Source organism: Planococcus sp. TJ-302, from assembly GCF_058268455.1.
On record NZ_JBZDOI010000006.1, the window covers coordinates 38,697 to 58,510 of the forward strand.

Here is a 19,814-nt window from a genome sequence, read left to right on the forward strand (position 1 = left end):
TCATGGAGAAAACAATAGCGGTATTGCCAGGAGACGGAATCGGACCAGAAGTGACAGAGGCGGCGGTGAAAGTGCTGCAATCCATTGCAATGCGCTATGGCCATACGTTCCACTTGAAGCAAGCATTGATTGGCGGAAGTGCAGTGGACGCGCATAATAATCCGCTGCCGGAAGAAACGGTGGCTATATGTGAAGCGAGCGATGCTATTCTTCTAGGGGCAGTCGGTGGAGTGAAATGGGATAGCCATCCAGCTCATCTGCGTCCGGAAAAAGGCTTGCTGAACATCCGCAAGCATTTTGATTTATTCGCTAACATCCGCCCCGTTAAAGCGGTGCCGGCATTGCTTGGGTCTTCTCCATTAAAAGAAGAGGTCGCGAAAGATGTGGACATGGTCATCGTCCGCGAATTGACAGGCGGTCTTTACTTCGCTGAACCGAAACGCCGCTCTGAAAAATCGGCTGTTGATACATTGGTGTATACGCGCCGGGAAATCGAGCGGATTGTCGACCAAGCATTCGAAATCGCCCGTGGGCGCAGAGGCAAAGTGACTTCGGTCGATAAAGCGAACGTCCTTGAAACGAGCAAATTATGGCGTGAAGTTGTGGAAGAGCGGAAAGCAGCTTATCCGGACGTCGAAGTCGAGCATATGCTGGTCGATTCGGCCGCGATGAAATTGATCACTGATCCGCGCCGCTTTGACGTGGTTGTGACAGAGAATATGTTCGGCGACATCTTAAGCGATGAAGCGTCGGTCATCACAGGATCGCTTGGCATGCTGCCATCAGCGAGCGTCCGCACAGACGGCTTCGGCTTATACGAACCGGTACACGGATCAGCTCCAGATATCGCTGGGCAGAATAAAGCCAACCCGTCAGCAGCGATCTTGTCAGTCGCCATGATGCTCCGCCATTCGTTCGGCCTCCATTCAGAAGCTTCGGCAATTGAAGAAGCGGTAATGGGCGTGCTGGAAGATGGTTATTGCACAGGGGATTTGACGACAGCCGGCAAACGGACCGTTTCCACGGAAGCTTTTGTGACGAAAGTCATCGAAGAAGTAGAACGGGAATTTGTATCTGAACACATCATGTATTCTTACGTTTAAGCAAAGGAGCGTGCGCACGATGGCAAAAACGATTATTGAAAAGATTTGGGAACAGCATATCGTCTATGAAGAGGCGGGAAAGCCGGACCTTTTATATATCGACCTTCATTTATTGCATGAAGTCACTTCACCGCAGGCGTTCGAAGGGCTGCGGCTGAATGGCCGCAAAGTACGCAGGCCGGATTTATGCTTTGCGACGATGGACCACAATGTGCCGACGCGCAACCGCGATCAAATCACCGATCCGATTTCGCGCAAGCAGATTGCCACTTTACAGCAAAACTGCGATGAATTCGGTGTGCCGCTGGCGGGCATCAACCATCCCGATCAAGGCATCGTCCACGTCATCGGACCGGAGCTTGGGCTGACCCAGCCGGGCAAGACGATTGTTTGCGGCGATAGCCATACGTCGACACACGGCGCTTTCGGTGCATTGGCGTTCGGCATCGGCACAAGTGAAGTTGAACACGTGTTATCAACACAGACTTTATGGCAATCAAAGCCTAAAACGATGGAAATCCGCATCGACGGTGAACTCGGATTCGGCGTTTCTTCAAAGGATGTCATCTTAGCCATCATTGCAAAATTCGGCATCGACATGGGAACGGGGCATATCGTCGAGTACACGGGCGATGCCATCCGCAAATTGTCGATGGAAGAGCGCATGACGATCTGCAATATGTCGATTGAAGCGGGAGCGCGCGCTGGACTGATCAGCCCGGACGACACGACGATTGAATACTTGAGAGGCCGCCGCCACGTGCCGCAAGACGAGGCGTTTGAAGAAGCGGCTGCGAAATGGCTGGAGTTGGCGACAGATGAAGAGGCGCAATACGATGTGTCGCTTTCCATCCACGCCGATGAAATCTCGCCGTTCGTCACTTGGGGCACCAATCCTTCGATGGGTTCAGGAATTTCAGGTCATGTGCCGTTTGCTGCGGATTACGAAGAACAGGAAGACCGGGACGCGCTGAAACAGGCTTTGGACTATATGCACCTCGAAGAAGGGGCTGCATTGTCGTCGATTCCTATCCAACACGTCTTTATCGGTTCCTGCACGAATGCACGCTTAGGTGATTTGCGGGCAGCTAGCGCCATTGTAGAAGGCCGTACAGTTCATCCATCGGTGACGGCGATTGTCGTGCCGGGGTCGGAAACAGTGAAGCGTGCTGCAGAAGAGGAAGGGCTTGATAAAATCTTCCTGGCAGCCGGCTTTGAATGGCGCGAAACGGGATGCAGTATGTGCCTGGCGATGAACGAAGATTCTGTTCCGGCAGGAGAACGCTGCGCCTCCACTTCCAACCGGAATTTTGAAGGGCGCCAAGGAGCGGGTTCAATGACTCACCTCGTCAGCCCAGTGATGGCTGCTGCTGCTGCAATTGAAGGGCATTTGACAGATGTCCGGAATTATATGAAAGAACCTGTACCGAGTGCCTAACATCAATGGAAAAGGAGGCTGCTAGCAATGAAGCCCATCAACCACATCAATAGCGTCGTAACCCCTTTAGAACGCAAAAATGTCGACACCGACCAAATCATTTCGAAAGAGTTTCTGAAGCGCATTGAACGCACCGGGTTCGGCAAGTATTTATTCTACCACTGGCGATTCCGTCCGGATGGTGCACCGGAAGAGGGCTTCGTCCTGAACGATCCGCGTTTCAAAGGCTCCGAAATTCTGGTCGCACAAGAAAACTTCGGCTGCGGCTCCTCACGCGAGCATGCCCCATGGGCGATTCAAGATTACGGGTTCAACGTCGTCATCGCGCCGAGCTTTGCGGATATCTTCTATAATAATTGTGTCAAAAACGGCATTTTGCCAATCCGTTTGGCGCATGCGGAAGTGGACGAGCTGATTCAAAAAGGCAAGCGCGAACCCTACCGGCTGGAAGTCGATTTAGAGGCACAGACCGTAGTAGGCCAGGATGGCAGCCGCTATTCTTTCACGATTGATCCGTATTGGAAAGAGATGCTGCTCAAAGGCTGGGACGAGATTGCGCTGACATTCCAATTTGAATCGCATATTACGGCATATGAAGCAAAACAAGGCGTGTAACATTCTACTATTACAAGAGGAGATGATCTGCTTGGGAATTCGTACAGCACAGTAGGCTTATTTAATGCATTCGAGAGGCTGGCGCCGATTGTCCATCGTACGCCGTGCAAGCAATCCAGTACGCTGAATGCCATCACAGGCAGCGAAGTTTCATTGAAGCTGGAGAACTTGCAGAAAACAGGTTCGTTCAAAGTCCGCGGCGCGTTCAATAAAATCAGCCAGATGACGGAATTGGAATGCGCGCGGGGAATCATCGCCGCTTCGGCCGGCAACCACGCGCAAGGTGTGGCGCTGGCAGGACGCGAAAAGGGAGTGCAGGTGACGGTGTTCATGCCTGAAGGCACTCCGGAAACGAAAGTGATGGCGACACGACAATACGGTGCCCAAGTCAAAATTGTCGGCAAAAACTTCGAAGAAGCATACGCAGAAGCGAAGAGGGAGCAATTGGCGACCCTTGCGGCGTTTGTCCATCCGTTTGACGATTTGGCGATCATTGAAGGGCAGGCGACTGTTGCGATGGAGATGATGCAGCAATGCCCCGACCTGGATACAATCGTCGTGCCAGCAGGCGGCGGAGGCCTGCTGGCAGGGACAGCTATCGCCGCAAAGCTGATGCGGCCGGAAATCCGGGTCATCGGCGTCCAGGCACGGGCAGCTTCCGCTATCGCCTCAATTTTCCATGGCACCAATAATACGGCGGTGCCATTTCTGCCGACCATGGCGGAAGGCATCAAAGTAAAAGAGCCGGGAAAATTGACGACGAAAATCATCCAGGCTTATGTAGATGACGTCATCACTGTCAGTGAACAGGAAATCGCCTCGGCTATCCTATTTATGCTTGAACGTGAAAAGATGCTTGTCGAAGGAGCGGGAGCAGCGGCGGTGGCTGCAGTGCTCAACCGGCATCTGCCATTTGATTCGGCGCGCACAGGCGTCATTGTCAGCGGCGGCAATTTCGACATCGGGAAACTCGAAGAATGCAGAAAAACTGCTACTGATATCGGTACGGCAAGTTCTTATTAATAGTAGAAGCCCTTTGCTATCCAGCAAAGGGTTTTTTGTTGGGCTGCAAAAAAAGCGGAATTTTCAGTATCAAGCCAATGCGCGCAGAGCTGTTGACATCCTTTTAGAGATTTGTTAATTTAATAAAGTGCTTTAACGCTTTAGCAAACTAAAGGAGAATCCATAAATGAATGCAGTAGTGATTGCCGTAATTATTATGCTTGTCTTGAGCCTCCTCCGCGTCAACGTCGTGTTCGCGTTGCTGATCGGGGCATTGGCGGGAGGGCTCGCTGGAAACTTGTCATTTGCAGAAACGATCACCGCTTACACCGATGGACTCGGAGCGGGGGCGACCATCGCGCTCAGCTACGCCATGCTTGGCGGATTCGCAGTCGCGATTTCGCGCACAGGAATTCCGGAATTGCTGGTGGCAGGCGTCTTGAAGCTCGTCAATAAAGAAGGAGAAGCGACGCGGGAAAATCTAGCGAAAGCATTGATCATCTTTGCGCTGCTGGTGATGGCTATCTTTTCACAAAACCTCATCCCGATTCACATCGCCTTTATCCCATTATTGGTGCCGCCGATTCTGCACATCCTGAATGAGCTGCGCATCGATCGCCGTTTGATTGCTACCGTACTTACTTTCGGTTTGACTGCGCCATATATTTTGCTGCCATATGGCTTCGGGCTGATTTTCCATGAAATTGTTGCAACGCAGATGGAGCTTGCGGGATTGCCGATCGATATGGCGGATATTCCGAAAGCGATGGCGATTCCGGTTGCCGGCATGGCACTCGGCTTGATCATCGCCGTGTTCATCGCTTACCGCAAGCCGCGTGATTATCACACCGATTATAATACTATAGAAGAAACTCGTACGAAAAAAGCATCGAAGAAAGATATCATCGTAACGATTTTGGCTTTGGCTGCCGCGCTTTACGGACAGATCGAGACCGAGTCGATGATTATCGGTGCGCTGGCCGGTATTCTTGTGCTGTATATCTTCGGAGCCATGAAATGGCGCGACGCTGACGATGTGCTGACAGCCGGCATGCGCATGATGGCCTTTATCGGCTTTGTCATGATCTCGGCGAATGGTTTTGCTTCCGTCATCCAAGCGACTGGCGCCATTGAGCCGCTGGTGGCAAGCGCCTCTGATTTATTCAATGGCAATAAAGGGGCTGCCGCCCTCGCGATGCTCATCATCGGTCTCGTCGTCACAATGGGCATCGGCTCATCATTCGCTACCATTCCGATCATCGCTGCCATCTTCGTGCCGCTCAGCATGGAGTTCGGCTTCTCGACGCTGGCGATCATCGCACTGATCGGCACGGCTGGGGCGCTCGGCGACGCCGGGTCTCCAGCATCCGATTCGACGCTCGGCCCAACAGCCGGACTGAACGTCGACGGACAGCATAACCACATCTGGGATACATGCGTGCCAACGTTCGTCCATTACAATATTCCGCTCGTTGTGTTTGGCTGGATTGCCATTATGCTGCTTGCTTAAAGGCGAATGTTCGGACTATTATCGTATAGGTTGTATAAAGGAAAAATCCTGTTATAATAAAAAAAGCGAATCAGAAAGAATTTCGTGGAAAGCCTTGCGGAATTCTTTTTTCTTTTGTATAATGGTGAATGTTGGTCTTTGACTGCGATGAAGCGAGAGGTTACCGATACACCCGGCCGCTTTGCCATGGCGAGTGATTGGAAAATTTTCGTGGAGAATGTCTATCCAAAATAGGCGAAAGGGAGGGAAAATAATGGCAAAACAAAAAATTCGTATCCGTTTAAAAGCATATGATCATAGAATCCTAGATCAGTCTGCTGAGAAAATTGTAGAAACAGCTAAACGTTCAGGCGCTAGCGTATCGGGTCCGATACCATTGCCGACGGAAAAGTCGATCTACACAATCTTGCGTGCTGTCCATAAGTACAAAGATTCTCGTGAGCAATTTGAAATGCGCACACACAAACGTCTAATCGATATCGTTAACCCGACACCACAAACTGTCGATGCGTTGATGAAACTTGATTTACCGTCAGGCGTTGACATTGAAATTAAACTTTAATCGGTGAACGAAATAGAAAAAACACAAAAATTGCAGGAGGTGTGACAACATGACCAAAGGAATCTTAGGTAGAAAAATCGGTATGACGCAAGTTTTTGCTGAGAACGGTGATTTAATCCCTGTAACTGTAGTTGAGGCGGCTCCAAACGTAGTGCTTCAAAAGAAAACAGTTGAGGTTGACGGCTACGAAGCAATCCAATTAGGTTTTGAAGACAAGCGCGAAAAGCTTTCTAACAAACCTTCTAAAGGACACGTAGCAAAAGCGAACACTGCTCCTAAGCGCTTCATTCGCGAACTTCGCAATGTAAACTTAGCTGATTACGAGATTGGTCAAGAAGTCAAAGTAGATGTATTCGCAGAAGGCGATATCGTAGATGTCACTGGAACAACAAAAGGTAAAGGTTTCCAAGGTGTTATTAAACGCCACGGACAATCCCGCGGACCAATGTCCCACGGATCACGTTACCACCGTCGTCCAGGTTCGATGGGCCCGGTTGCCCCTAACCGCGTTTTCAAACAGAAGAAATTACCTGGTCAAATGGGTGGAACGACAATTACGATCCAAAACCTTGAAATCGTCAAGGTTGATGTGGAACGCAACTTGCTTCTAATCAAAGGTAATGTTCCTGGTTCACGCAAAGCGATGCTTCGCGTAAAAACAGCTATCAAAGCTAACTAATCATTTTTTTGAGGAAGGAGGAAACACGAATGCCTAAAGTAGCTTTATTAAATCAAACAGGTTCACAAGTTGGCGACATCGAATTGAACGACTATGTATTCGGTATTGTACCAAATGAATCAGTGTTATTTGACGCAGTTGTGATGCAGCGCGCTTCACTTCGCCAAGGTAACCATAAAGTAAAAAACCGTTCTGAAGTAGCGGGCGGTGGTAGAAAACCATGGCGTCAAAAAGGAACAGGACGTGCCCGTCAAGGTTCGATCCGTTCACCACAATGGCGCGGCGGCGGAGTTGTCTTCGGACCAACACCACGCAGCTACAGCTATAAATTGCCTAAGAAAGTACGTCGTTTAGCTCTTCGCTCTGCTCTTTCATCGACAGTGGTCGGAGAAAAATTGATGGTACTTGAAGGATTGTCATTTGACGCACCAAAAACAAAGTCATTTACACAATTGATGGGCGACCTTTCAATCGGTAAAAAAGCTTTGTTCGTAACTGCTGACCTTGATGAGAACGTAGCATTGTCTGCGCGCAACATCAAAGGCATGACAGTGGTGTCGGCAACCGGCATCAACGTATTAGACCTGCTTGGACATGACAAAATTGTTATGACTAAAGCAGCGATCGAGAAAATTGAGGAGGTGCTTAGTTAATGGAAGCACGTGATATTTTAAAGCGTCCGGTCATTACTGAGCGTTCTTCTGAAGTAATGGCAGATAAGAAGTACACTTTTGAAGTGGACACTCGCGCAAACAAAACACAAGTTAAACATGCAGTTCAGGAAATCTTCGGAGTTCAAGTTGAGAAAGTCAACATCATGAACTACAAAGGGAAATTCAAACGCATGGGCAAACACGCAGGATACACTAACAAACGCCGCAAAGCGATCGTTAAATTGACTGCTGACAGCAAAGACATCGAATTGTTCGATATTTAATTTCATATAAGTTCTTAAAGAACTACTAACGAAGGAGGGAAACAACGTGGGGATTAGAAAATATAAACCTACCACTAACGGTCGTCGTAATATGACGAGTTCGGATTTCGCTGAAATCACAACGAACAAGCCTGAAAAATCGCTTCTACAACCAGTTAGACGTAAAGGCGGCCGTAATAACCAAGGTAAAATAACTGTACGCCATCACGGTGGTGGACATAAACGCCAATACCGCGTCATCGATTTCAAGCGTAACAAAGATGGCATTCCAGGACGCGTTGCTACAATCGAGTACGATCCTAACCGTTCTGCAAACATCGCATTGATCAACTACGCTGATGGAGAAAAACGTTACATCTTGGCTCCTAAAGGACTCACAGTTGGAACTCAAATCATGTCAGGCATAGAAGCTGATATCAAAGCAGGTAACGCACTGCCGTTATCAAACATCCCAATGGGTTCTACAATCCACAACATTGAATTGAAGCCAGGCGGCGGCGGACAACTTGTACGCTCTGCAGGAACTTCAGCTCAGGTATTGGGTAAAGAAGGCAAATACGTAACAGTTCGTTTGCAATCAGGCGAAGTTCGCATGATCCTTGCTACTTGCCGCGCTACTATTGGCGCTGTAGGAAACGAGCAACACGAATTGATCAACATTGGTAAAGCAGGACGTAACCGCTGGTTAGGCAAACGCCCGACAGTCCGCGGATCTGTAATGAACCCTAACGATCACCCACACGGTGGTGGTGAAGGACGTTCGCCAATCGGACGTAAATCACCAATGTCTCCATGGGGCAAACCAACTCTTGGATACAAAACGCGCAAGAAAACGAACAAGTCAGACAAGTTCATCGTGCGTCGCCGTAAAAAATAATTTGATTCCGCTACGGTTCAATGAAAGAACCGTGGTGCGATCACGAAGGGAGGACCTCAAATGGGCCGCAGCTTGAAGAAAGGACCTTTTGCTGATGATCATCTTTTGAAAAAAGTTGACGCACAAAAGGATTCTGAGAAAAAACAAGTGATTAAAACTTGGTCTCGCCGTTCTACAATTTTCCCGACATTCATCGGACTAACAATTGCAGTATACGACGGACGTAAACACATCCCTGTATACGTGACTGAAGACATGGTTGGCCATAAACTAGGAGAATTTGCTCCAACACGCAAATACGCTAGTCATGGTGCAGACGACAAGAAAACAAGACGTTAATTGAGAGGAGGATTTCCCCATGCAAGCAAAAGCTGTTGCTAGAACAGTACGTATTGCTCCTCGTAAAGTCCGTTTAGTTGTAGATTTAATCCGAGGCAAGCAAATCGGCGAAGCCGTTGCAATTTTGAATCACACTCCGAAAGCATCATCTATTGTTGTTGAGAAGTTGTTGAAATCTGCAGCTGCTAACGCTGAACATAACTACGAAATGGATCTAAACAACTTGTACATCAGTGAAGTGTTCGTTGATGAAGGTCCGACATTGAAACGTTTCCGTCCACGTGCAATGGGACGCGCAAGCGCGATTAACAAACGTACAAGCCACATCACACTAGTGGTATCTGACAAGAAGGAGGGATAATTCGTGGGACAAAAAATACATCCAATAGGGATGCGTATCGGAATCATTCGTGACTGGGAATCCAAATGGTACGCTGAAAAAGACTATGCGACACTTCTTCACGAAGATATTAAAATCCGTGAATACGTCGAAGCACGTTTGAAAGAAGCTTCAGTTTCTAAAATCGAAATTGAACGCGCTGCAAACCGTGTAAACGTAACAATTCACACTGCGAAACCAGGTATGGTAATTGGTAAAGGTGGTTCTGAAGTAGAAGTGCTTCGAAACCAACTGAACACAATGACTGGCAAGCGTGTACACATCAACATCATTGAAATCAAGAGAGCTGACCTTGATGCGAGATTAGTAGCTGAAAGCGTTGCACGCCAATTGGAAAACCGTGTATCTTTCCGCCGTGCTCAAAAGCAAGCTATCCAGCGCACTATGCGTTCTGGCGCTAAAGGGATCAAAACTCAAGTATCTGGACGTTTAGGCGGCGCTGACATTGCGCGTTCTGAACACTACAGTGAAGGTACTGTTCCGCTCCATACGCTACGCGCGGATATCGATTATGCGCATGCTGAAGCCGATACAACTTACGGCAAACTTGGCGTAAAAGTATGGATCTACCGCGGTGAAGTCCTTCCAACTAAGAAGAAATCTGAGGAAGGAGGCAAATAATATGTTAATGCCTAAACGCGTTAAATATCGTCGAGAGCACCGAGGCAAGATGCGCGGAGAAGCTAAAGGCGGCAAAGAAATCGCATTCGGTGAATTTGGTCTCCAGGCTTTAGAATCATCTTGGATCACTAACCGCCAAATCGAAGCAGCACGTATTTCCATGACTCGCTACATGAAACGTGGCGGTAAAGTATGGATTAAAATTTTCCCGCATAAACCTTATACGAAAAAGCCTCTTGAGGTACGTATGGGATCCGGTAAAGGTTCGCCTGAAGGCTGGGTAGCGGTTGTTAAAACTGGTAAAGTAATGTTCGAACTTGCTGGAGTATCTGAAGAAGTGGCACGCGAAGCATTGCGCCTTGCATCACACAAACTTCCGATCAAAACGAAGTTCGTTAAACGCGAAGAAATTGGTGGTGAATCGAATGAAAGCTAAAGAAATCCGTGACTTAACCACTGCTGAAATCGAACAAAAAGTGAAATCACTGAAGGAAGAGCTTTTCAACCTTCGCTTCCAATTGGCTACTGGTCAATTAGAAAATACTGCTCGCATCCGCGAAGTACGTAAAGCGATTGCCCGTATGAAAACTGTGATTCACGAAAGAGTACTCAGTGGCAATAACTGATAAATCGAGAGGAGGTTTGCAAGTATGACTGAGCGTAACCAACGCAAAGTATACACAGGCCGTGTTGTGTCTGACAAAATGGACAAAACCGTTACAGTAATGGTTGAAACTCAAAAGAAGCACGCATTTTATGGCAAACGTGTAAAATACTCTAAGAAATATAAAGCTCATGATGAGCTAAACGAAGCGAAAATGGGCGACGTAGTTCGCATCATGGAAACTCGTCCGCTGTCAGCTACAAAACGTTTCCGTTTGATGGAAGTTGTAGAAAAAGCGGTTATTATCTAATTTAAATAATTTCGGAACCTAAGAAATTCCGAAGGGAGGTAACCTAAGTGATCCAACAGGAAACTCGTTTAAAAGTTGCAGACAACTCGGGTGCTCGTGAAGTACTAACAATTAAAGTACTTGGTGGTTCTGGTCGCAAGACTGCAAACATCGGTGACGTAATTGTTTGTACCGTGAAGAAAGCAACACCAGGTGGCGTTGTCAAGAAAGGTGAAGTCGTTAAGGCTGTCATCGTTCGCACGAAAAGCGGAGCTCGCCGTAAAGACGGTACTTACATTAAGTTTGATGAAAATGCATGTGTTATTATTCGTGACGACAAAGGTCCACGTGGAACACGTATTTTCGGACCTGTTGCCCGCGAACTACGCGACAGCAACTTCATGAAAATCGTTTCACTTGCTCCTGAAGTTCTTTAATAAATCAATGTGCCATACCAAGGAGGTGCGACAGAATGCATGTTAAAAAAGGTGATACAGTTAAGGTGATTTCAGGTAAAGACAAAGGCAAAACAGGTGTTGTTTTGACAGCTCTACCTAAGAAAGACCGTGTGCTAGTTGAAGGTGTAAACATCATCAAAAAGCATACAAAACCGAACCAGGCAAGCCCACAAGGTGGGATTGTCAGCCAAGAAGCAGCGATTCACGTTTCTAACGTAATGTTAATCGACCCTAAATCCGGCGAGCCGACTCGTGTAGGATACAAGGTAGAAGATGGTAAAAAAGTTCGTGTTGCAAAAAAATCCGGTGAAAAATTAGATAAATAAAATTCCTGAATGAAGGGAGGTACACACATGAACCGCCTAAAAGAAAAATATGTGAATGAAGTCACTCCTGCTCTAGTGAGCAAGTTTGAATATAAATCAGTAATGCAAGTACCTCAAGTAGATAAGATCGTTATCAACATGGGTGTGGGCGAAGCTGTTCAAAACACTAAGTCCCTTGACACTGCTGTTGAAGAATTACAAACCATTTCTGGTCAAAAACCAGTAATTACTAAAGCTAAGAAATCTATCGCTGGCTTCCGTCTTCGTGAAGGTATGCCAATCGGATGTAAAGTTACACTTCGCGGAGAGCGTATGTATGACTTCCTGGATAAATTGATTGCTATCTCACTTCCACGTGTACGTGATTTCCGTGGCGTTTCGAAAAAATCTTTCGATGGACGCGGCAACTACACACTTGGTGTGAAAGAACAATTGATCTTCCCTGAAATCGATTATGATAAAGTTTCTAAAGTACGCGGTATGGACATCGTAATTGTAACAACTGCGAACTCTGATGAAGAAGCTCGTGAGTTATTAACACAATTCGGAATGCCGTTCCAAAAGTAAACGTGAGGGAGGCGTAAACGTGGCTAAAAAATCTATGATCGCAAAACAAAAACGCACGCCAAAGTTTAAAGTACAAGAGTACACACGCTGTGAACGATGCGGACGTCCGCATTCAGTATTACGCAAATTTAAACTTTGCCGTATTTGTTTCCGTGAACTTGCATATGTGGGACAAATTCCTGGCGTTAAAAAAGCCAGCTGGTAATCCCCTAATTTGGGAAGGAGGTAAATGTAATGACAATGACAGATCCGATTGCAGATATGCTGACACGCATTCGTAATGCAAACATGGTTCGTCACGAGAAATTAGAGCTTCCGGCTTCTAATGTGAAAAAAGACATCGCTGAAATTCTTAAGCGTGAAGGTTTCGTTCGTGACGTGGAATATGTTGAAGATGATAAACAAGGTATGATCCGGATTTTCTTGAAATACGGAGCTAATAACGAACGCGTTATTACTGGATTGAAACGCATTTCAAAACCAGGATTACGTGTATACGCTAAAACTAATGAGGTGCCTCGTGTGCTGAACGGTCTTGGGATCGCTTTGGTATCGACATCACAAGGTTTGGTAACTGATAAAGAAGCCCGCGCGAAACAAATCGGCGGAGAAATCATAGCATACGTTTGGTAATTAGCAACAAACGAATGGAGGTGCAAAGAAATGTCACGTGTAGGTAAAAAACCAATCGAGGTTCCTGCTGACGTTACTGTCACTATTGGCGACAATAACGAAGTAACTGTTAAAGGACCTAAAGGCGAGTTGACTCGCACATTTAACAAAGATATCGCAATCGTTCTTGAAGACAACGTGGTAACATTGTCACGCCCGTCTGAATCGAAAGATCACCGCACAATTCACGGAACTACTCGTGCTTTGCTTGCTAACATGGTTCTTGGAACTTCTCAAGGATTCGAGCGTACGCTTGAATTGGTAGGGGTTGGATACCGTGCTCAGCTGCAAGGTCAAAAATTGGTTCTTAACGTAGGTTACTCTCACCCGGTTGAATTCACTCCGGAAGATGGCCTTACAGTTGAAGTTCCAGCTAACACACGAGTTATCGTTAAAGGCATCGACAAAGAACGCGTTGGAGCTCTTGCTTCTAACATCCGCCAAGTGCGTCCGCCAGAGCCGTATAAAGGCAAAGGTATCCGTTACGAAGGTGAGAAAGTTCGCCGTAAAGAAGGTAAAACAGGTAAATAATGCTGCTTAGGCAGGATGAAAGGAGTGACCTCAGTGATTACGAAACTCGATAAAAACGCATCTCGTAAAAAGCGTCATGCTCGTGTACGTTCAAAAATCACGGGTACAGCAACACGCCCGCGTTTAAACGTATTCCGTTCGAATAAATATATCTACGCTCAATTGATCGACGATACAAACGGCGTAACACTTGTAAGTGCATCATCTATGGATAAAGATTTCACAGGCGACTCAACTGGCAACGTGGACGCGGCGGCTAAAGTCGGCGAAACAATCGCAAAACGTGCTACTGAAAACGGTTTGAAATCGATCGTTTTTGACCGCGGTGGTTATTTATATCATGGACGTGTAAAAGCATTGGCAGAAGCTGCACGTGAAAATGGTTTACAATTTTAAAAGAAGGAGGGACACATTTCATGCGTCGTATTGATCCAAACAAACTTGAACTTGAAGAACGCGTAGTTACGATTAACCGCGTAGCGAAAGTTGTAAAAGGTGGACGTCGTTTCCGTTTCTCCGCATTAGTTGTTGTAGGCGACAAAAATGGTAATGTCGGTTTTGGTACTGGTAAAGCTCAAGAAGTTCCAGATGCTATCCGTAAAGCTATTGAAGATGCGAAGAAAAACCTTATTGAAGTACCAATGGTTAAAGGTACAACTCCACACTTAGTAATCGGTCGCTTTGGTGCTGGCCAAATTCTTATCAAACCGGCTTCTCCGGGTACTGGTGTTATTGCTGGTGGACCTGTCCGTGCGGTACTTGAACTTGCTGGAGTACAAGACATCTTGTCGAAATCTCTAGGTTCAAACACACCAATCAACATGGTTCGTGCAACTATCAACGGTTTAACTCAACTGAAAAGTGCTGACCAAGTTGCAAAACTTCGCGGCAAAACTACAGAAGAGCTATTAGGATAAGGAGGGAAAATTACATGGCAACTAAACTAGAAATTACCCTCACAAAATCTGTGATCGGCGCTAAGCCATCACAACGTAAAACTGTCCAGTCATTAGGCTTGCGCAAAATGCACCAGACAGTAGCGCACCAAGACAATGCAGCCGTTCGCGGAATGCTTGATAAAGTCGCTCATTTAGTAACTATCAAAGAAGTTTAATCCCTGATTTTCTATAGAAGGAGGTGCCAACCACATGAAACTTCATGAATTAAAACCAGCAGAAGGATCACGCAGTTCAAGAAAGCGTGTCGGACGCGGTATCGGTTCAGGTACTGGTAAAACAGCAGGTAAAGGCCATAAAGGTCAAAACGCACGTTCTGGCGGCGGAGTTCGTCCAGGATTCGAGGGTGGTCAAAACCCATTGTTCCGTCGTTTGCCTAAACGTGGATTTACGAACATTAACCGTAAAGACTACGCTATTGTCAACCTTGATGTATTGAACCGTTTCGACGAGGGCACAGAAATTACACCTGCATTGCTTATGGAATCAGGTTTTGTCAGCAATGAACGTTCTGGAATCAAGATTCTGGGCAATGGTAGCTTAGAGAAGAAATTGACTGTTAAAGCTCACAAATTCTCTGGAACAGCAAAAGAAGCGATTGAAGCTGCCGGCGGACAAACCGAGGTGCTTTAATGTTTCAGACAATCTCAAATTTTATGCGCGTGACTGATATTCGAAATAAAATTATCTTTACTTTACTAATGCTCATCATTTTCCGTATCGGAACTTTCATTCCGGTACCGAATGTTGACGCAAGCGTATTGCAAGCTACTGATCAAGCTGGCTTGATCGGATTCTTAAATACTTTCGGTGGAGGCGCCCTAGCTAATTTCTCGATTTTAGCAATGGGAATCATGCCATACATCACAGCGTCAATCATTGTGCAATTATTGCAGATGGACGTTGTGCCGAAGTTTGCAGAGTGGGCGAAACAAGGTGAAGTCGGAAGACGGAAACTTGCTCAATTCACTCGCTATTTCACAATTGTTCTTGCCTTTATCCAAGCAATTGGTATGTCTTACGGATTCAACCAGATTTATGGTGGATCTTTAATACTGGACGATTCGGTTGCAACTTATGCTGTAATCGCAATTGTTTTAACTGGCGGTACTGCATTTCTACTGTGGCTTGGTGAGCAGATTACGGCAAAAGGTGTGGGGAACGGTATTTCGATTATCATCTTCGCTGGGATTGTCGCTGCAATACCTGGAGCTGTCAACCAATTGTATGCACAGCAAATCGAAGGAGCTGGTTCTCAGCTTGCGATCAACATCGCCCTTCTGGTCTTGCTTGCATTAGCAGTTGTTGCTGTTACTGTTTTGGTTATCTACGTTCAGCAAGCGCTGCGCAAAATTCCGATCCAGTATGCAAAACGCGTTGCTGGCCGCGGCCAGACAACAGGTGCACAACAAACGCATTTACCTTTGAAAGTGAACGCGGCCGGAGTTATCCCGGTTATCTTCGCAGTAGCGTTTATCATTACGCCGCAAACCATCGCTTCTTTCTTTGGCGCCAACGCGGTTACGGATGCAATCCAGAATACATTTGACTACACTCGCCCTGTCGGCATGATTATTTATGTCGCTTTGATTGTAGCTTTCACGTATTTCTATGCATTCATTCAGGTTAATCCTGAAAACGTGTCGGACAATCTGAAAAAGCAAGGTGCTTATATTCCGGGAATCCGTCCGGGTAAAAATACGCAAGATTATTTAACAAGTGTGTTATACCGTTTGACATTCGTCGGAGCGATTTTCCTATCCGTTATCGCAGTAATGCCAATTTTCTTCACCAACTTGATGGGCTTGCCGCAATCGGCGCAAATCGGTGGTACAAGTCTATTGATCGTGGTAGGGGTAGCGCTGGAGACGATGAAACAATTGGAATCTCAGCTTGTTAAACGTCATTACAAAGGCTTTATGAAATAATCAGGGGTTTTAGGGGCGTGTCAAATCGTTCCTTCTCCACTTGTCTGAGGGGGCAAACGTATGAATATCGTATTAATGGGTCTACCTGGTGCTGGAAAAGGCACTCAAGCGGACAAAATTGTTGAGAAGTACGACATCCCTCATATTTCTACAGGTGATATGTTCCGGGCCGCTATTAAAGGCGGAACGAAACTAGGCTTGGAAGCAAAATCGTTCATGGATAAGGGAGCATTAGTTCCCGATGAAGTGACTATCGGTATCGTCCGTGAGCGTCTTAGCGCAGCGGATTGTGAAGAAGGCTTCCTATTGGACGGCTTTCCACGTACAGTCCCACAAGCTGAAGCGCTGGAATCTCTTCTTGCCGATCTTGGCAAAAGAATCGAGCATGTCGTAAACATTCAAGTTGAACAAGACGAACTTGTTAAGCGATTATCAGGCCGTCGGATTTGCAAAGTGTGTGGCACTGCGTACCATCTTGTGTTCAATCCGCCTAAAGTTGAAGGCGTGTGCGACAAAGACGGGGGCGAGCTTTACATGCGCGAAGACGATAACCCTGAAACCGTCACAAACCGTTTAGAAGTCAACATTAAACAAACTCAGCCGCTTCTGGATTTCTACGAAGACAAAGGTGTGCTGAAAAATATAAATGGACAGCAGGACATTCAGAAAGTATTTGCTGACATTGATGCTCTTCTAAAGGGCGACCGAGGCTAATCTTCGGCGCCGGGCGCAGTTAGTTGCCTCCATGTGGCTTTAAGGAGCGACGGAGATATGAATTTTCGAGAGCTGCAAAAGCAAACAAGGCTCCTTATAGGAAATCTGGTGCAGGGTCGCAAAGTGCAATTCGGCATGGGAAATAGTATAATGGGTTTCGTGGAAGCATCTGTGTAACGGGTTTGGAACTCATCCAAGGCAGTCCGGACGGTCGAGGAAACATGAGTCAGGCTGGATTAACCGGATTACCCCCTCTCCGCAATTTGCGGGCAGTGGAACTCGGAGACTGTCTTTCGAATGTCACTCATGCATTCCTGGTGAATGAATATCGTAGTATTATTCAATCAGCAAATACTGTTTGAAGATGAGAACCTGATTTGTATACAGAAGGGAGACTGGGTCGATGGCGAAAGACGATGTAATTGAAATCGAAGGAACAGTCGTTGAGACTTTGCCTAACGCGATGTTTAAAGTAGAATTGGAGAACGGCCATACGATTCTTGCGCATGTATCAGGCAAGATCCGCATGCATTTCATCCGCATTCTGCCGGGGGATAAAGTAACAGTGGAACTTTCTCCTTACGATTTAACACGCGGTCGTATCACATACCGTTTTAAATAATCTTTTGCACTCCGGACTACTAAGGAGGTTGGGTTAGATGAAAGTGAGACCATCTGTAAAACCGATCTGTGAAAAATGTAAAGTTATTCGCAGAAACGGTAAAGTAATGGTAATCTGTGAAAATCCGAAACACAAACAAAGACAAGGCTAATAAGAAGGAGGTGCATCACACATGGCACGTATTGCTGGTGTTGACATTCCACGCGACAAACGCGTTGTTATTTCATTAACATACATTTTCGGTGTTGGTAAAACTACTGCTCAGAAAGTACTTTCAGGAGCTGGTATCTCTGAAGATACTCGCGTTCGCGATCTTACTGAAGACGAGTTGAACAATATCCGTGAACAATTGGATCAATTTAAAATTGAAGGTGACCTACGCCGTGAAGTTTCTATGAACATCAAGCGATTGATGGAAATTGCTAGCTTCCGAGGTATCCGCCACCGCCGTGGACTACCTGTTCGCGGACAAAATACGAAGAACAATGCGCGTACGCGTAAGGGTCCTCGTAAAACTGTAGCTAACAAGAAAAAATAATCAGTAAAGGAGGTATCTTCTTAACATGGCACGTAAACAACAAACTCGTAAGCGTCGTGTGAAAAAGAATATCGAATCTGGTATTGCTCACATCCGCTCAACATTTAACAACACAATCGTTACGATTACAGATATGCAAGGAAACGCAGTATCTTGGTCAAGCGCTGGTGCTCTAGGATTTAGAGGTTCACGTAAATCTACACCTTTCGCTGCTCAAATGGCTGCTGAAACTTGTGCTAAAACTTCAATCGAACACGGTCTTAAAACTCTAGAAGTTACAGTTAAAGGTCCTGGTTCAGGTCGTGAGGCTGCTATCCGTGCGCTTCAAGCTGCCGGACTAGAAGTTACAGCTATCAAAGATGTAACTCCAGTACCTCATAACGGTTGCCGTCCGCCAAAACGCCGTCGCGTATAATCGTTAATCTGAATAGGATTTTTGAACATCACGACTTACTGAATGTGTTCCGAATCGTTGCGAAAGTCTGTGACTATCGAATTCTTGATGAAACGAAAATACCGACGTTTTGAAGGAGGGTAAAATGAATGCTCGAAATAGAAAAACCAAAAATTGAAACGGTCGAGATCGACAACACTGCTAAATACGGCAAGTTTGTTGTTGAACCGCTTGAGCGTGGATATGGAACTACTTTAGGAAACTCCTTACGTCGAATCTTACTTTCATCTTTACCAGGCGCTGCTGTTACTTCGATTCAAATTGATGGTGTCTTGCATGAATTCTCCACTGTTGAAGGTGTAGAAGAAGATGTAGCATCAATCATCTTGAATATTAAGAAACTGGCACTGAAAATTTACTCTGACGAAGAAAAAGTCATTGAAATTGATGTAAAAGGTGATGGAACGGTTACGGCTGCAGATATCACTCACGACAGTGACGTGGAAATTCTGAATCCGGATCTATATATTGCAACAATCGCTAAAAACGGACACCTGCGTATGCGCATGTATGCGAACAGAGGCCGTGGATACGCTCGTGCAGATCAGAACAAACGTGAAGATCTTCCGATCGGCGTCATTCCGATTGACTCTATTTACACTCCAGTATCACGCGTGAACTTCCAAGTGGAAAACACACGTGTGGGCCAGCTCGCTAATTTTGATAAATTATCTCTTGATGTCTGGACAGATGGCAGCATTGGTCCTAAAGAGGCAATTGCACTTGGTGCGAAAATTTTTACTGAGCATTTAAATATCTTCGTTGGTTTGACAGATGAGGCTCAAACGGCTGAAATCATGGTTGAAAAAGAAGAAGACCAAAAAGAAAAAGTGTTGGAGATGACTATCGAAGAACTTGATCTTTCGGTTCGTTCTTACAACTGCTTAAAACGTGCGGGTATCAACACGGTACACGAACTGGCTAGCAAGTCGGAAGACGACATGATGAAAGTACGCAACCTCGGACGCAAATCACTTGAAGAAGTTAAAGTGAAGTTAGAAGATTTAGGGTTGGGCCTTCGTAAAGAAGACTGACACTTATAATCGGATCCGATATATTTAACAAAGGAGGG

General features: G+C 46.2%; 33 protein-coding genes. All 33 read left to right on the forward strand.

Annotated elements, in window-relative coordinates; translation table 11 throughout:
• The first annotated feature begins 2 nt into the window (after positions 1-2).
• Positions 3-1,103, forward strand: coding sequence for a 3-isopropylmalate dehydrogenase (leuB, locus tag AC4EHB_RS16485; protein WP_490976678.1), 1,101 nt, complete (start codon positions 3-5; stop codon positions 1,101-1,103).
• A gap of 19 nt (positions 1,104-1,122) precedes the next feature.
• The gene (leuC, locus tag AC4EHB_RS16490; protein ID WP_490976679.1) at positions 1,123-2,541 is read left to right on the forward strand and encodes a 3-isopropylmalate dehydratase large subunit; all 1,419 of its coding nucleotides are present in this window, start codon (positions 1,123-1,125) and stop codon (positions 2,539-2,541) included.
• A 27-nt stretch (positions 2,542-2,568) separates the two neighbouring features.
• A complete protein-coding gene (leuD, locus tag AC4EHB_RS16495; protein WP_490976680.1) occupies positions 2,569-3,156 on the forward strand; it encodes a 3-isopropylmalate dehydratase small subunit in 588 nt (195 codons plus the stop codon).
• A gap of 87 nt (positions 3,157-3,243) precedes the next feature.
• Entirely contained in the window at positions 3,244-4,179 is a 936-nt protein-coding gene (locus tag AC4EHB_RS16500; RefSeq protein WP_490976700.1) for a threonine ammonia-lyase, read from the forward strand.
• Positions 4,180-4,345: 166 nt separating this feature from the next.
• Positions 4,346-5,668, forward strand: a complete 1,323-nt coding sequence (locus AC4EHB_RS16505) for a Na+/H+ antiporter family protein (RefSeq protein ID WP_490982076.1) — start codon at positions 4,346-4,348, stop codon at positions 5,666-5,668.
• Between the two features lie 253 nt (positions 5,669-5,921).
• Positions 5,922-6,230 (forward strand): 30S ribosomal protein S10, encoded by a 309-nt coding sequence (gene rpsJ, locus AC4EHB_RS16510; RefSeq protein WP_066790933.1) that lies wholly within the window; start codon positions 5,922-5,924, stop codon positions 6,228-6,230.
• A gap of 49 nt (positions 6,231-6,279) precedes the next feature.
• Positions 6,280-6,909, forward strand: a complete 630-nt coding sequence (rplC, locus tag AC4EHB_RS16515) for a 50S ribosomal protein L3 (RefSeq protein ID WP_490976682.1) — start codon at positions 6,280-6,282, stop codon at positions 6,907-6,909.
• A gap of 29 nt (positions 6,910-6,938) precedes the next feature.
• Complete coding sequence (rplD, locus tag AC4EHB_RS16520; protein WP_490976683.1) at positions 6,939-7,562, forward strand: 50S ribosomal protein L4; 624 nt, start codon at positions 6,939-6,941, stop codon at positions 7,560-7,562.
• Complete coding sequence (gene rplW, locus AC4EHB_RS16525) at positions 7,562-7,846, forward strand: 50S ribosomal protein L23 (RefSeq protein WP_135500632.1); 285 nt, start codon at positions 7,562-7,564, stop codon at positions 7,844-7,846. The genes rplD and rplW overlap by 1 nt, the downstream gene beginning before the upstream one ends.
• A gap of 46 nt (positions 7,847-7,892) precedes the next feature.
• The gene (gene rplB, locus AC4EHB_RS16530; protein ID WP_490976684.1) at positions 7,893-8,723 is read left to right on the forward strand and encodes a 50S ribosomal protein L2; all 831 of its coding nucleotides are present in this window, start codon (positions 7,893-7,895) and stop codon (positions 8,721-8,723) included.
• Positions 8,724-8,783: 60 nt separating this feature from the next.
• Entirely contained in the window at positions 8,784-9,062 is a 279-nt protein-coding gene (rpsS, locus tag AC4EHB_RS16535) for a 30S ribosomal protein S19 (RefSeq protein WP_135500634.1), read from the forward strand.
• 19 nt (positions 9,063-9,081) lie between these two features.
• Positions 9,082-9,423 (forward strand): 50S ribosomal protein L22, encoded by a 342-nt coding sequence (rplV, locus tag AC4EHB_RS16540; protein WP_135500635.1) that lies wholly within the window; start codon positions 9,082-9,084, stop codon positions 9,421-9,423.
• A gap of 3 nt (positions 9,424-9,426) precedes the next feature.
• Entirely contained in the window at positions 9,427-10,083 is a 657-nt protein-coding gene (gene rpsC / locus AC4EHB_RS16545) for a 30S ribosomal protein S3 (protein WP_135500636.1), read from the forward strand.
• 1 nt (position 10,084) lies between these two features.
• A complete protein-coding gene (gene rplP, locus AC4EHB_RS16550; RefSeq protein ID WP_036803910.1) occupies positions 10,085-10,519 on the forward strand; it encodes a 50S ribosomal protein L16 in 435 nt (144 codons plus the stop codon).
• The gene (rpmC, locus tag AC4EHB_RS16555; RefSeq protein ID WP_135500637.1) at positions 10,509-10,709 is read left to right on the forward strand and encodes a 50S ribosomal protein L29; all 201 of its coding nucleotides are present in this window, start codon (positions 10,509-10,511) and stop codon (positions 10,707-10,709) included. The genes rplP and rpmC overlap by 11 nt, the downstream gene beginning before the upstream one ends.
• A 24-nt stretch (positions 10,710-10,733) precedes the next feature.
• Entirely contained in the window at positions 10,734-10,997 is a 264-nt protein-coding gene (gene rpsQ, locus AC4EHB_RS16560) for a 30S ribosomal protein S17 (RefSeq protein ID WP_490976685.1), read from the forward strand.
• A gap of 47 nt (positions 10,998-11,044) precedes the next feature.
• A complete protein-coding gene (rplN, locus tag AC4EHB_RS16565) occupies positions 11,045-11,413 on the forward strand; it encodes a 50S ribosomal protein L14 (RefSeq protein WP_135500639.1) in 369 nt (122 codons plus the stop codon).
• Positions 11,414-11,448: 35 nt separating this feature from the next.
• On the forward strand, positions 11,449-11,760 hold the full coding sequence (rplX, locus tag AC4EHB_RS16570; protein WP_183736526.1) for a 50S ribosomal protein L24: 312 nt from the start codon (positions 11,449-11,451) through the stop codon (positions 11,758-11,760).
• Between the two features lie 27 nt (positions 11,761-11,787).
• Positions 11,788-12,327, forward strand: a complete 540-nt coding sequence (rplE, locus tag AC4EHB_RS16575; RefSeq protein WP_135500640.1) for a 50S ribosomal protein L5 — start codon at positions 11,788-11,790, stop codon at positions 12,325-12,327.
• 19 nt (positions 12,328-12,346) lie between these two features.
• Complete coding sequence (gene rpsN / locus AC4EHB_RS16580; protein ID WP_006828941.1) at positions 12,347-12,532, forward strand: 30S ribosomal protein S14; 186 nt, start codon at positions 12,347-12,349, stop codon at positions 12,530-12,532.
• A 29-nt stretch (positions 12,533-12,561) separates the two neighbouring features.
• Positions 12,562-12,960 (forward strand): 30S ribosomal protein S8, encoded by a 399-nt coding sequence (gene rpsH / locus AC4EHB_RS16585; RefSeq protein ID WP_006828942.1) that lies wholly within the window; start codon positions 12,562-12,564, stop codon positions 12,958-12,960.
• A gap of 30 nt (positions 12,961-12,990) precedes the next feature.
• On the forward strand, positions 12,991-13,530 hold the full coding sequence (gene rplF / locus AC4EHB_RS16590) for a 50S ribosomal protein L6 (protein WP_490976686.1): 540 nt from the start codon (positions 12,991-12,993) through the stop codon (positions 13,528-13,530).
• A gap of 33 nt (positions 13,531-13,563) precedes the next feature.
• Positions 13,564-13,926 carry a 50S ribosomal protein L18 gene (rplR, locus tag AC4EHB_RS16595; protein WP_490976687.1) on the forward strand — a complete coding sequence of 121 codons (363 nt, stop codon included), beginning with the start codon at positions 13,564-13,566 and terminating at the stop codon, positions 13,924-13,926.
• Between the two features lie 20 nt (positions 13,927-13,946).
• Positions 13,947-14,447, forward strand: a complete 501-nt coding sequence (gene rpsE, locus AC4EHB_RS16600) for a 30S ribosomal protein S5 (protein ID WP_135500642.1) — start codon at positions 13,947-13,949, stop codon at positions 14,445-14,447.
• 14 nt (positions 14,448-14,461) lie between these two features.
• Positions 14,462-14,644: a 50S ribosomal protein L30 gene (gene rpmD, locus AC4EHB_RS16605; protein ID WP_135500643.1), complete on the forward strand. Its 183-nt coding sequence runs from the start codon at positions 14,462-14,464 to the stop codon at positions 14,642-14,644.
• A gap of 34 nt (positions 14,645-14,678) precedes the next feature.
• The gene (gene rplO / locus AC4EHB_RS16610) at positions 14,679-15,119 is read left to right on the forward strand and encodes a 50S ribosomal protein L15 (RefSeq protein WP_490976688.1); all 441 of its coding nucleotides are present in this window, start codon (positions 14,679-14,681) and stop codon (positions 15,117-15,119) included.
• Positions 15,119-16,414, forward strand: coding sequence for a preprotein translocase subunit SecY (gene secY, locus AC4EHB_RS16615; RefSeq protein ID WP_490976689.1), 1,296 nt, complete (start codon positions 15,119-15,121; stop codon positions 16,412-16,414). Before rplO ends, secY begins: the two co-directional genes overlap by 1 nt.
• A gap of 60 nt (positions 16,415-16,474) precedes the next feature.
• Positions 16,475-17,128, forward strand: coding sequence for an adenylate kinase (locus tag AC4EHB_RS16620; protein ID WP_490976690.1), 654 nt, complete (start codon positions 16,475-16,477; stop codon positions 17,126-17,128).
• 403 nt (positions 17,129-17,531) lie between these two features.
• Positions 17,532-17,750 (forward strand): translation initiation factor IF-1, encoded by a 219-nt coding sequence (gene infA / locus AC4EHB_RS16625; protein WP_006828950.1) that lies wholly within the window; start codon positions 17,532-17,534, stop codon positions 17,748-17,750.
• 37 nt (positions 17,751-17,787) lie between these two features.
• Positions 17,788-17,901: a 50S ribosomal protein L36 gene (gene rpmJ, locus AC4EHB_RS16630; RefSeq protein ID WP_006828951.1), complete on the forward strand. Its 114-nt coding sequence runs from the start codon at positions 17,788-17,790 to the stop codon at positions 17,899-17,901.
• A 21-nt stretch (positions 17,902-17,922) separates the two neighbouring features.
• On the forward strand, positions 17,923-18,288 hold the full coding sequence (rpsM, locus tag AC4EHB_RS16635) for a 30S ribosomal protein S13 (protein WP_290213329.1): 366 nt from the start codon (positions 17,923-17,925) through the stop codon (positions 18,286-18,288).
• A 25-nt stretch (positions 18,289-18,313) separates the two neighbouring features.
• Entirely contained in the window at positions 18,314-18,703 is a 390-nt protein-coding gene (rpsK, locus tag AC4EHB_RS16640) for a 30S ribosomal protein S11 (RefSeq protein WP_135500648.1), read from the forward strand.
• Between the two features lie 128 nt (positions 18,704-18,831).
• Positions 18,832-19,776, forward strand: a complete 945-nt coding sequence (locus AC4EHB_RS16645; protein ID WP_135500649.1) for a DNA-directed RNA polymerase subunit alpha — start codon at positions 18,832-18,834, stop codon at positions 19,774-19,776.
• The last annotated feature ends 38 nt before the right edge of the window (positions 19,777-19,814 follow it).

What these genes read in the sequence shown, in the direction of transcription:
- AC4EHB_RS16505 (WP_490982076.1), top strand. Translation starts at nt 4,346, where the DNA reads ATGAATGCAGTAGTGATTGCCGTAATTATTATGCTTGTCTTGAGCCTC.
- rpmJ (WP_006828951.1), top strand. Translation starts at nt 17,788, where the DNA reads ATGAAAGTGAGACCATCTGTAAAACCGATCTGTGAAAAATGTAAAGTT.
- rpsJ (WP_066790933.1), top strand. Translation starts at nt 5,922, where the DNA reads ATGGCAAAACAAAAAATTCGTATCCGTTTAAAAGCATATGATCATAGA.
- rpmD (WP_135500643.1), top strand. Translation starts at nt 14,462, where the DNA reads ATGGCAACTAAACTAGAAATTACCCTCACAAAATCTGTGATCGGCGCT.
- secY (WP_490976689.1), top strand. Translation starts at nt 15,119, where the DNA reads ATGTTTCAGACAATCTCAAATTTTATGCGCGTGACTGATATTCGAAAT.
- rplF (WP_490976686.1), top strand. Translation starts at nt 12,991, where the DNA reads ATGTCACGTGTAGGTAAAAAACCAATCGAGGTTCCTGCTGACGTTACT.
- rpsE (WP_135500642.1), top strand. Translation starts at nt 13,947, where the DNA reads ATGCGTCGTATTGATCCAAACAAACTTGAACTTGAAGAACGCGTAGTT.
- rpsM (WP_290213329.1), top strand. Translation starts at nt 17,923, where the DNA reads ATGGCACGTATTGCTGGTGTTGACATTCCACGCGACAAACGCGTTGTT.
- rpmC (WP_135500637.1), top strand. Translation starts at nt 10,509, where the DNA reads ATGAAAGCTAAAGAAATCCGTGACTTAACCACTGCTGAAATCGAACAA.
- rpsQ (WP_490976685.1), top strand. Translation starts at nt 10,734, where the DNA reads ATGACTGAGCGTAACCAACGCAAAGTATACACAGGCCGTGTTGTGTCT.
- infA (WP_006828950.1), top strand. Translation starts at nt 17,532, where the DNA reads ATGGCGAAAGACGATGTAATTGAAATCGAAGGAACAGTCGTTGAGACT.
- AC4EHB_RS16645 (WP_135500649.1), top strand. Translation starts at nt 18,832, where the DNA reads ATGCTCGAAATAGAAAAACCAAAAATTGAAACGGTCGAGATCGACAAC.
- rplD (WP_490976683.1), top strand. Translation starts at nt 6,939, where the DNA reads ATGCCTAAAGTAGCTTTATTAAATCAAACAGGTTCACAAGTTGGCGAC.
- leuD (WP_490976680.1), top strand. Translation starts at nt 2,569, where the DNA reads ATGAAGCCCATCAACCACATCAATAGCGTCGTAACCCCTTTAGAACGC.
- rplX (WP_183736526.1), top strand. Translation starts at nt 11,449, where the DNA reads ATGCATGTTAAAAAAGGTGATACAGTTAAGGTGATTTCAGGTAAAGAC.
- rpsS (WP_135500634.1), top strand. Translation starts at nt 8,784, where the DNA reads ATGGGCCGCAGCTTGAAGAAAGGACCTTTTGCTGATGATCATCTTTTG.
- leuC (WP_490976679.1), top strand. Translation starts at nt 1,123, where the DNA reads ATGGCAAAAACGATTATTGAAAAGATTTGGGAACAGCATATCGTCTAT.
- leuB (WP_490976678.1), top strand. Translation starts at nt 3, where the DNA reads ATGGAGAAAACAATAGCGGTATTGCCAGGAGACGGAATCGGACCAGAA.
- rplP (WP_036803910.1), top strand. Translation starts at nt 10,085, where the DNA reads ATGTTAATGCCTAAACGCGTTAAATATCGTCGAGAGCACCGAGGCAAG.
- rplO (WP_490976688.1), top strand. Translation starts at nt 14,679, where the DNA reads ATGAAACTTCATGAATTAAAACCAGCAGAAGGATCACGCAGTTCAAGA.
- rplW (WP_135500632.1), top strand. Translation starts at nt 7,562, where the DNA reads ATGGAAGCACGTGATATTTTAAAGCGTCCGGTCATTACTGAGCGTTCT.
- rpsH (WP_006828942.1), top strand. Translation starts at nt 12,562, where the DNA reads ATGACAATGACAGATCCGATTGCAGATATGCTGACACGCATTCGTAAT.
- rplV (WP_135500635.1), top strand. Translation starts at nt 9,082, where the DNA reads ATGCAAGCAAAAGCTGTTGCTAGAACAGTACGTATTGCTCCTCGTAAA.
- rplE (WP_135500640.1), top strand. Translation starts at nt 11,788, where the DNA reads ATGAACCGCCTAAAAGAAAAATATGTGAATGAAGTCACTCCTGCTCTA.
- rplC (WP_490976682.1), top strand. Translation starts at nt 6,280, where the DNA reads ATGACCAAAGGAATCTTAGGTAGAAAAATCGGTATGACGCAAGTTTTT.
- AC4EHB_RS16620 (WP_490976690.1), top strand. Translation starts at nt 16,475, where the DNA reads ATGAATATCGTATTAATGGGTCTACCTGGTGCTGGAAAAGGCACTCAA.
- rpsK (WP_135500648.1), top strand. Translation starts at nt 18,314, where the DNA reads ATGGCACGTAAACAACAAACTCGTAAGCGTCGTGTGAAAAAGAATATC.